At 61.4% G+C, this 6,900-nt stretch carries 3 protein-coding genes; 1 reads left to right on the forward strand and 2 read right to left on the reverse strand.

The features are described from left to right. Positions 1 to 730: 730 nt before the first annotated feature. Entirely contained in the window at positions 731 to 1,528 is a 798-nt protein-coding gene (locus JGU66_36000; protein ID MBJ6766184.1) for a hypothetical protein, read from the reverse strand. A 1,389-nt stretch (positions 1,529 to 2,917) separates the two neighbouring features. Between JGU66_36000 and JGU66_36005 the strand changes: the two genes are divergently transcribed. Further along, the gene (locus JGU66_36005; GenBank protein ID MBJ6766185.1) at positions 2,918 to 3,760 is read left to right on the forward strand and encodes a hypothetical protein; all 843 of its coding nucleotides are present in this window, start codon (positions 2,918 to 2,920) and stop codon (positions 3,758 to 3,760) included. A 2,870-nt stretch (positions 3,761 to 6,630) separates the two neighbouring features. Here the strand turns inward: JGU66_36005 and JGU66_36010 are convergent. Further along, on the reverse strand, positions 6,631 to 6,900 hold a 270-nt coding region (locus JGU66_36010), incomplete at its 5' end, for a hypothetical protein (GenBank protein ID MBJ6766186.1).

Genomic DNA, 6,900 nt, shown 5'->3' on the forward strand with positions numbered 1-6,900 from the left:
CGACTCACTCAACTCCTCGACGCCCAGATCCGGACGGGTACTGTACTCTGGTCTGGAACGGAGCCAAACGAGTTCATTCTCGCCATGAGAGATACATTGAATCACCGCGGCTGAAGAATACGCGCTCCGAAGACACTACGCGGGGCGTCCGGCGACACCTATCGCGCGACCAGACATGAACAAAGAGGAGGGGAACAGATGCTCGCGCGGATCAATTACACCCGAGGCGGGGAGCGAGCTGCCTCAAGCTCTCTCCGCTCGGAGGCAGTGAACACGGCCTTGCACGTCATGCAGATGAAATCACCTGTCCACCCGCCCATTCCTGCATTCTCACGAATGATACGGGGGTGCTCACATGGAGTCTTGGCCTCATTGGGCATCGAGCCATAATACTCGTCGCGTGCATTCTGCATAGCCCCCCTCACCCTGACACGATTCTCCACGCTCACGAGACGCCTGCGTCTCCATCAGCTCGGCCGTGGCACCACGAATGCATCAAGGCACGCTCGGCAGCGGCGACAACGCGTGTGAGCGGGGAGCGTACGACTGCTGCAACTACGATCCCGTATAGAGCATGTGGACCTCAAGAAGGCAGTACCACGGCCAACCTATCCACCAGAACGAGGAGCGCGCCCAAGGCCGACGCACTCAACAATGCGCGCCGAATCTCCGCACCTGGAGCTCATTGCCTCCCTATCCTCCTAATCCCTCAAACTAGTGGGCCAACTGCTCAAAGCGACTGACTGCGCCCCTCGTACAGCATCGGGAGCATGAGGTTGTCGCCCCACCGAGGGTGGATACGGTCCATCTGAAGGATGAAGTCGTCCCAACACGCCGCGCTGCGCATAATGCAAATGACGGAGTGAAGGTGTCGGTCCAGTGCCGGGCAACCGCCCTCATCCGAGAGATACTGGTGATGCTTCGCCTCGCGCCGGCCCGTCACCTCGTTGATAGGATTCCGCGCCCAGAGCAGAGCAAGGAGACCAGGCGCCAACCTCGCGTAGACGATATCGTTAGTATAGTAGGCAATAATGCCCGGGCGCGGAGACTGCGGCCCATTCCAGGGCCAATTCTTAAGGCGGAAGATTTCCCGATAGAATTCGTCTGGGAAGCGCTTAGTCCATCGGGCCAAGCCAGGTCGCAGAAACATCTGCTCGACCGAAAGCCGCATGGATTCGATGGAGACAATGGAGGCTCCCGTCTTCCGTACTGACGGGAGAATGGCTTCAGAAATCCAGTCCTGGAACGCCACTGCCCTCTTGGACTTTGAGTGCAAAAGTGTCCGGTACAACCCTGGCTCGCTGATTGTGGCGACCATCTGCCCCCCACGACGCGTGCGCACCCCCTGCGTGCGAACGTGGTGCTCCCGAAGAAGGCAAGTCAGGTCGCTCGTCATGTCGAAGCCGAGCACCTTGGTTAGGTCCGCGGCCACGAACCAGGGCTCCCCGCGCTCATCAATGACCACACGAACTTTGCTCGACTGAAACTCGAAGACTTGGGCCGGGAGATGTGAGTTACAGCTCGTCATGAGGACTCCTGAGGTAAGAGACAACACCGGCCGAAAGCCACCTGAGGGAGACCCAACAATCTTTCTGGCTCTCTCTCGGGACATGCTGCCGCCGCCTGCCCGACCCGACTACCACCCGGGTCTGACATGCCTGCTAGCCCGCGGGGCTGTTTGCCAGTGGCACCTCGAATGGCCGCAGATAGAGGGCGACGGCTGACCGGCCGTCACCACCCCACAGGTTTCCCTAGCGCCATGCCCCCAACCTCGGGCGCGCGTCATGTGCGCGCCGATGCCACATGCGCAGTGCGTCAAGAAAAGGGAGCAGGAGCAGGGCACCATATTTCGGAAACAACAACTCCCCTGACGCCGCGGGGCTTCTGCCTAATGGACAAGGCACTAGATCCCACTCCTTATAGACCGTCAGACCGGAGGACTGCTCCGACCTTGCCGTACAGGGTTGGCCGCCCGAGCAGATCCGACTGGCCCACGAGGGCAGCACCAAGGCGCTCCTCGAGCAACTGCCGGGCTGGGTCGACTCCTCCAACTCCGTGCCCCCACACAGAGCTCTGCTCGCGCGCGCCATGCGTGAACTCCAGTTCGCAAGCCCATCCCACCAAACGTGTCCGATTTGGCCAGGCAACTACACCCAAGAGAGGCAGGCCCCGGCGATGAACGTGGCGGCCCCTGGCTTTGGGCCTCGTTCGCCGTAACGACGGCAAGGCCGAACTCCAACCTTCAATCATGGCCCGAGCTGAAAGTCCTCCTGCGATTCGCAGGCCTACTCGTGCGCACGCTTGGCCGATCCTCAGCGCGCTGCGGCGCGCCCGGTACGGAAAACGTAGTCCTTGATGTGGGCCTCCAGGCTCCTCGCCTCTCCGGCGCGGCCACAGCGCAACAGCGCATCAAGGAGCACCAACAACATGGCAACGGGGATGCTGTCGATTGCAGGGTATCCAGTCCCATCGACAAACTTGAGCCCGAGGCACGGGCAGTGTCTGCCTGCGTTCCGATGCTGGCTCGACAGCCTGAGACAATGCCTACACCTGGGGTCGTTGGGCAGTCCTCTCATGACAGTCACATCAAACCCTGTACGCTACGCCGGCAGGCGCAATCGTCCTATCTTACACCTTCGCGCTAGGCCTCGCTCCTTCGTCGCGCCGCCCCCCGGGCCCATGCGTCCACGCCGCTCAAGTGGAGCGCCGTCCAAGGGCTTCATAGACTGATTGTTGCGCCCCCCGATCATCCACACTATAGTCAGTTCGGGCGGTCGCCTACCGCCTGACCCGCACTGGTCTTCCCCCACGGGACCTGAGAGCGAGGCAAAGGGGCCACCAGACCTCGGGCGGTTGTCGCGATTCCTAGCCAACAGGCTCAGGTGGGGGATGAGACCGCGTTGGCGTGGAGTCTGCGATGACCGACGAGAAGAAGTTCAAAGCCCGCGTGCGCGCTCGCATGGAGCGAACGGGCGAACCTTTCACGACAGCAAAGCGCAATCTTGAAGCTGAAGACGCTGCACGTGGGGCAGGAGCTGCAATACATCCCCGCGGCGGAGTACCACTCGCCCACCAAGAGCGGCGTCGCAGCTTCCGCAAAGAGAGCCTGACGGCGTGGCGTGACGTGACGGAGGGGTTGTCCGGCAAGAGCGCCAGTGTCACCTGGACAGCCGTCAACGACATCGTCGAGGTCCTCGACGCCATAGGGGAAAAGGCCCCTCTAAACCACGTCTTCCTTCCGTCTGGTGGAGGCCTTGACCTCGACGGCGCCAGCACCAGTTGGGAAGCTCTTTGCGTAGAGCTCGACTTCGGCGGCATCACGCGCATCGTCCACCCCGACTCTCTGCAACTCGTCATGCCAGAGCGAGACCCGTTGCGTGAGTGGGCCTATTTCCTGCTACAGGCAGGAGCGCTCGCACCGTCGGGCGTCTACGAGAATGGACCCAATGAGGCGTTCGAGGCGGTCCTCGAGTTGGAGCCTGGGCAGTACGTCGAGAGCTTCTACTGGGATGAAGGCTACTACGGCGTCGATGAATCAGGCAGTCCACAGAAACTCCCCGACGGAGCACGGCCTATCAACCGCTGCTTTGGGGGCTCCTTTCTCATTATGGCGAAGGCTTCCGGGTACAACCTCTGGGACGGATTCGATGCCTACAGGGCGGCGCACACCAAACGGAGCCCTGCCGAGTTCCAAGCCCAAATTCAGGAAGTCGTCGATGAACTCCATAGGAGGAACCTGTACGGGAGCGAGCTAGGGTAGGCCGTGCCGCCATCCCTGCCTCTGGTCTCCAAAAATGTCGTTGCCCAGTCAAATCGGAGCCACCAGAGGAGGCCCCACCACGCATCCCGGATGAACTCGGCTTCGAGGGTCAGTCCAGCCCCCAGGAGCAATCTGCCGCAAGAGACCTCCTGGACTATGAGGTGCCTGAAGAAAGCCCGCCTTGCCAGGAGCGAGGGCTGGGCCACGCAACATGCAGTCGCGCGTTGGGGCTGCGGCACCCTGGCGCGGCCGACTCGACACCGCCCTCAGGCCGCGGACACCGGCCGGACCGGCCGCGATGGGCTACGGGGCCACCTGGATAGGGCCTCGCTCATCCCGGGCCCTGCGCGCGCGTCGAGGCCATGCACCTTTCACCCACCCCATGCTTCGCCCCTGAGCCGAGTCCACCACGCACTTTCAGCGAAGCGGGGGCGCCGAGAGGATCTGAACCATGGACGGGAGGTCACCCACGGTGTGGTTTGCAGAGATTCAATCGGACCTCGATTGAAGGGCCCACTCGGCCCCGTCTTTGAAACCACTGGATATTACTCGACTTTCGGCCCCTCAGAGAGTTTGAGTCCTCTGAGAGAAGAGCCGAGAACGAGTTCGCGCAGAGCCTCATTCGCGGAGCTACTTGAAAGGCCCTACCAACCGGTAGGGCCTTTTTTGTTTAACACGGGCCTCGCGATGACATCGCGGGGCCTTCGTGTTTAAGCCCCTGAATCCCAAGGGATTTTTCCCAGCAGTGCTGAGAACGGCGCTCTGAGCCCGCTCCAACAGAGAGCACGACGCCCCCGATTTTCCGCCGCCACGCGGCCTCTCTGGAGGCCCCTTTCGCCCAATTTGGGGAGAGAGAGGCCGGGAGCGTTTAACAGTTCTGTTAACCACGGCGGGCAGCCGATTCTGACAATCCCTGGCTTTCGATGTCGTACCTTCCAGGGTTGCTCTGTTTCCCTGTCTCCAGGGCGACCCGGAGCCGTTGAAGCCAACGCGCCCCTCGTACCTGTTAACCGAGAGAGCGAAACGCCCCCCCCCTCTTTACTAGGTACTCACGACTTCGTCGCGCGGCGCAGATTCTCCAAGACGCATCGGAGACTGTCTCGGTTGCGCTCTCAATCGGCACAGTGTTGTCCCGCCAGCCTGCGCGCCTCTTGGCTGGACGAGTGCCCTCCAATGAGATTCCGACTCAGAAGACAGCCCGTGGACTCGCCCGCACTTTCCAGGCTCTGCGCAGAGCCTTGCAGTGGCGCCTCCGGAGCCAGCATCCGCGCAAGCCTGAGGTGGCCCGAGAATTCCAGGGCATGTCAATGGCCGACTGCCGGCTCTCGCAGGAGTTCGGAGCCCAATCGCACACCCCTCAATCTTCATGACGCACGCGTTGACACAGCCTCGACGCGCTCATGATGCAGCGACCGGGTTTTCGGTAGCCGCAATCAATTATCACAGCGTTACTCTTCCGAGAGCCACACCTCGCCACCAGCTCCAACAGCCGAAGTCAACAAGTCAAGAACAGCGGCATGTACTTCAAGACACCGAGGAGAAAGGCCGTCTGTTCGTATCTTTTTCCACTGCTCCACCACAGAGTCTAGGCTCGCAATCCGCCAAGGACGGCCACCATACCAAGCCTCATGCAAATGGTATGGGAGAGCCAGTCCGGTCCACCGGCCGTCCTCTGGCTCAATTTCCTCAATAATCGAATCGAAATATCCTCCCCAGATTCGGAGAAGCTGTTCTGGCATGCCATTCACCTTCACAACGAAACGGATCTCCGGCTCACCTTCGAATCCTTCATAGTAATCACACATACAACTCCTCACTCAGGGACTGGCCAGCGCCCCGCCTTCAGTAATGCCTGCTACTCGGCCGTCGCGAACCCCAACTGCTGGGCCAGCACAGCATCCTGCCACAGATGCATTGGAGTCCGCTGATTCGGAGCAGTGGGTTCCAGTTGAGATGGGCCGCTATGCAAGGCGGCGCAGCATGAGGCCGGTCATTGCGATGTGGATGAATGCTTCGGACGAGTGCCATCCAATGGGATTCCGGACCGAGAAGGCAGCCCATGGACGAGCCCGCGCTTTCCAGCCTCTGCGCAGCGCCTGCCAGTGGCGCCTCCGGCGCCAGCCTCAGGTGGCCCGAGAATCCCAGAGCATGTCACTGCGGTGCCTGGAACCGTCTCCGCTGCCGAGGCGGGCGTGGCAACGCGGGCTCTTTTCTGGCGCCTCGCCAGTCAAGTACGACACTGCCCCCGCATCAGAACCGAACAACCTCCAACACTCGTGCATAACCTATCACTCGCACGCCAGCATGCATTGGAATCTCCGACCCGCACGTCACATGATTCCAAGACGCAGCCCAAAGCGGCTCAATCACCGCCTCTTTCTCCTGCCCTGGCAAAAGCGGGCCTGAGTCATCCAACGTAACAAAGCCATCGTCCAGCGCCGCTCGACCATCAACTGCTCGACTACCAACATTCCAGGACGGCCTAAAATTCTTCCCCAGTGCCCCCTGCCCTCCCTCTTCCGCAGGGGCCAACAATCCAACCACTGCACGAATGAGCATTTGCATTCAATTCACCTCTTGCACAACGACTTCGTCAACAACAAGGGCCTCCAAGCGCCGCCACTGTGCCTACAAAAAAATGCAGTCGCTGCGTCGTGAGTGCGTCAAGGCAGCATTCGGCAGTGCATCAATGCGAGTGAGCGACATCCCGGCGCGACCGTCACCACGACGTCGGCGGCTGTGCGCGCACCAACCAGCAGAGGCAAATCGTAAGAACCAGCCGAGCGGCTGCCGGTCGGGGCGTCGCCAAATGCACCGCCAACCGCGCGCCACCCGATGCTGCTTTGCGCGCGACGAGCGGCGGCTCACTGTCAAGGCCGGTACCGCTCGGCCTCTTTGAAGTACTGCGTGAGCGAGTACTCCAGCAGGGACTGGCGGGACTGCATGTACCGGCGGGCGCGGAGGAAGGGCAGCCAGACGCGCTTGCCCACCCGCACCTGGGACTCCTCCATCTTCTCGCGCAACACCCACGTCCCGCCCAACCGTCGCACGAGGACATCTCCCAGGTAGACGCCTAACGCCGGTATCGTATGCCCTTCGATGACGTCGCGCGTGTAGCGCTCGGGAAAATGGGTTTTCCA

The organism is Myxococcaceae bacterium JPH2 (genome assembly GCA_016458225.1).
In the GTDB taxonomy this organism is placed as follows: Bacteria; Myxococcota; Myxococcia; order Myxococcales; family Myxococcaceae; genus Citreicoccus.

Bases quoted from the DNA above. Each gene is read 5' to 3' on its own strand.
- JGU66_36005 (MBJ6766185.1), top strand. From the start codon at position 2,918: ATGACCGACGAGAAGAAGTTCAAAGCCCGCGTGCGCGCTCGCATGGAG.
- JGU66_36000 (MBJ6766184.1), bottom strand. From the start codon at position 1,528: ATGACGAGCTGTAACTCACATCTCCCGGCCCAAGTCTTCGAGTTTCAG.